Source organism: Micromonospora sp. LOL_021 (genome assembly GCF_048060215.1).
Taxonomy (GTDB): domain Bacteria; phylum Actinomycetota; class Actinomycetes; order Mycobacteriales; family Micromonosporaceae; genus Micromonospora_E.
Window position 1 is genome coordinate 1 of the sequence record NZ_JBHMIN010000108.1, and the last position, 3,380, is coordinate 3,380.

Here is a 3,380-nt window from a genome sequence, read left to right on the forward strand (position 1 = left end):
GGTGCCTTATGACGAGCCCGCGATTATGCCGCGTCTGGTCCGGTATGCCCTGGTGAGGGTCGGTGCTTGGCCGTAGGTGGGCGGCATTGTGCGAGAGCACCGGCGGTTTCTCGTGTCTGGTTGATGGGTCCATCGATAGACAGGAGACAATCATGGACTCGGAGAACCGCACACGGAGACGGATCGTGGTGGGCGGGGCGCTCGCCCCGTTCGCTGATGGGCTGCGCAGCGAACTGGCTGTTCAGGGGTACGCCGCGGACACGGTCGCTGATCATGTGCACCTCCTGGCGGACTTGAGCGGCTGGTTGTCCGACCGGGGCATGGTCGTGGCGAATCTGACCAGCGTCGCCGCGCGGGAGTTCCTGGCAGTCCGCCGTGCGCAGGGGCGACAGCGAGGTGTGACTGATCGGGCGCTCGCTCCGATCCTGGGGTATCTGCGGGGGCTGGGGCTCGTGCCGCCACCGACCGTGCCGCCCCCGACGACGGCGGTGGAGCTGCTGCTGACCAACTACCGGCGCTATCTGGTGCGGGAGCGTGGGCTGGCCGACAGCACGGTGAAGCACTATCTGCGCTCCGCGCGGGTGTTCCTGGCCTGGCTGCCCGGCACAGTCGACCGGTCGCTGCCGCAGCTGTCGGCTGCCCAGGTCGTCGAGTTCGTCCGGGACTGGAACGCCAGCCGGCGCAGCACGGCCAACGACATGGTGACGCTGCCCTCACTACGGTCGGTGCTGCGGTTTCTGCATGTCGCCGGGTACGTTCCGGCGGCGTTGGCGGGCGCGGTTCCCGCCGGCCGTGGTCAGCCTCGCAACCTGCGACGCGCGGTTCGTTCCGACCATGTGCAGGCGGTGCTGGCCGGTTGCGACCGGGGCAGCGCGGTAGGCCGTCGTGACTACGCGATCGTGCTGATGCTCACCCGGCTGGCACTGCGTGGCGGCGAGGTCGCCCGCTTGGAGCTGGGCGACGTGAACTGGCGGGCCGGTGATCTGACCATCCGAGGCAAGGGCGGCCGGGTGGACGTGTTGCCGCTGCCGGCCGACGTCGGCGCGGCGATGGCTGACTACCTGCTCCGTGCTCGGCCGACCAGCCCGGCGCGGACGCTGTTCGTCACCACGAAGGCCCCGTTTACCGGCCTGGCCGTCCCCACGATCACCGGCCTGGTGGCCGCCGCCTGCGCCCGAGCAGGCGTGTCCCGCTTCGGGCCACACCGCATCCGTCACACCGTGGCGTGCGGTCTACTCGCTGACGGCGCGTCGATGGAGGAGATCAGCCAGCTGTTGCGCCATGCCCAGCAGCGCACCACCGCCATCTACGCCCGGCTGGATGAGTCCCGGCTCGCCGAGCTGGCACTGCCCTGCCCGCAAGGGGCACCGCGATGACCATGACCAGCTGTGTCGAGCAGTACCTGGCGCTGCGTCGCGGGCTGGGCTTCAGTTTGCGCGGTGAGGGTCGGATGCTGCTGGAGTTCGCCGACCAACTCGACCGCGTCGGTCAGGTCACGGTCACCACCGCCGAGGCGGTGGCCTGGGCCAGCCAGCCGGCAGACACCACGGCCGCCCACCGCGCCCGCCGGTCGGGCGTGGTACGCGGCTTCGCCCGCTACCTGGCCGCGTTCGACCCGGCCTGCCAGATCCCACCACTCGGGCTGCTACCCGCCCGGGCGCACCGGCCAACCCCGTACCACTACATCCCGGAGGAGATCGCCGCGCTGGTCCACGCGGCCGGCACCATCGCCGCGCCGTTGCCCGCGGCCACGACTCAGGCGCTGATCTGCCTGATCGCGGCCAGCGGACTGCGCATCGGGGAAGCCCTCACCCTGGACCGCGCCGACCTCGACGCGCACAACGCGGTCCTCACGGTATCCGGCAAGAACGACCTGACCCGTCTGGTGCCACTGCACCCGACCACGGTGGCGATGCTCAGCGAGTACGCCGCGAGACGGGATCGGCTCTGCCCACAGCCGGTTTCGCCCGGCTTCTTCCTGACCCGCACCGGGCGGCGGGTCCAGCAACGCGGCGTGCAGGAAACCTTCGCCCGGCTCGTGGTCGCTGCGGATATCCGCACCCCACCCGGACGGCGCCGGCCGCGTATCCACGACCTGAGGCACACGGTCGCGGTCAACATTCTGGTCGACTGGTACCGCGACGGCGTGGACGTGCCCGCCCGGTTGCCGGTGCTGTCCACGTTCCTCGGCCACAGCGGCCCCGAAGCCACCTACTGGTACTTGCAAGCCACCCCCGAACTACTCGCCCTGGCCGCCCGACGTCTGGACCACCACCCGCCCCATGACCGTGACGTCCGAGGGGAGGCGACGGCGTCATGACCGCGCTCGCACCACTGCTGCAGGCGTTCTTCACCGACCGGCTGATGACCCAGTACGGCGCCAGCCCGCACACCATCGCCTCCTACCGCGACACGTTCCGGCTGCTGCTTGCCCACGTGCACCAGCAGACCGGTACCTTGCCCGCCCGCCTCGACCTGGCCGACCTGGACGCCACCACCATCGGCGGGTTCCTGCACGACCTGGAGACCGTGCGCGGCAACAGCCCAGCCACCCGCAACACCCGGCTCGCGGCGATCCACTCCCTGTTCCGCTACGCCAGCCTGCGCGCCCCGGAACACGCCCACCTGATCAGCCGGGTGCTGGCCATCCAAACCAAACGCACCACCACCACGATCATGACGTTCCTCAACGACACCGAACTCGACGCGCTGCTCACCGCCCCCGACCAGTCCACCTGGCACGGGCGCCGCGACCACGCCCTACTCGTGCTGGCCGCGCAGACCGGCCTACGCGTCGCGGAACTGACCGCGCTGACCATCGCCGACACCCACCTCGGCGTCGGCGCCCACGTCTACTGCCACGGCAAAGGCCGCAAGGACCGTTGCACCCCGCTGACCCTCCACACCGTCGGCGTGCTCACCGGCTGGCTGGGCGCCCGCCGGCCCGCTGACACCGAGCCGCTGTTCGCCACCCGCCGCGGCACCCCACTGTCCCACGACGCGGTCACCCACCTGGTCGCCAAGCACTCCGCAGTCGCCGCTCACACCTGCCCGTCCCTACACGTCAAGCACGTCACCCCACACACCCTGCGACACACCGCCGCGATGAGGTTGCTGCACGCAGGCGTCGACACCACCGTCATCGCGTTGTGGCTCGGCCACGAAAGCCCTTCCACCACCCGCATCTACCTGCACGCCGACATGGCCCTCAAGGAACAAGCCATCGCCCGAACCACGCCGCCGGACACCGAAGCCGGCCGCTACCAAGCCACCGACGACCTACTCACCTTCCTCGACCAGCTCTGAACCCTCAGCCCACGACCGGTTATGCCGCACCGACTCCAGCCACATCAGGACCGCAACACGGCCCCGAGACGGTG

The 3,380-nt window shown here is 70.3% G+C and carries 3 protein-coding genes; all 3 read left to right on the forward strand.

Features of this window, described 5'->3' with window-relative positions; translation table 11 throughout:
* Positions 1-152: 152 nt before the first annotated feature.
* The 3 genes from ACFHWT_RS31070 to ACFHWT_RS31080 are packed head-to-tail and all read left to right on the forward strand — an operon-like array spanning position 153 to position 3,306.
* On the forward strand, positions 153-1,376 hold the full coding sequence (locus ACFHWT_RS31070; RefSeq protein WP_416598222.1) for a tyrosine-type recombinase/integrase: 1,224 nt from the start codon (positions 153-155) through the stop codon (positions 1,374-1,376).
* A complete protein-coding gene (locus ACFHWT_RS31075; protein ID WP_416598224.1) occupies positions 1,373-2,320 on the forward strand; it encodes a tyrosine-type recombinase/integrase in 948 nt (315 codons plus the stop codon). The genes ACFHWT_RS31070 and ACFHWT_RS31075 overlap by 4 nt, the downstream gene beginning before the upstream one ends.
* On the forward strand, positions 2,317-3,306 hold the full coding sequence (locus tag ACFHWT_RS31080; RefSeq protein WP_416598226.1) for a tyrosine-type recombinase/integrase: 990 nt from the start codon (positions 2,317-2,319) through the stop codon (positions 3,304-3,306). Before ACFHWT_RS31075 ends, ACFHWT_RS31080 begins: the two co-directional genes overlap by 4 nt.
* Positions 3,307-3,380: the final 74 nt, after the last annotated feature.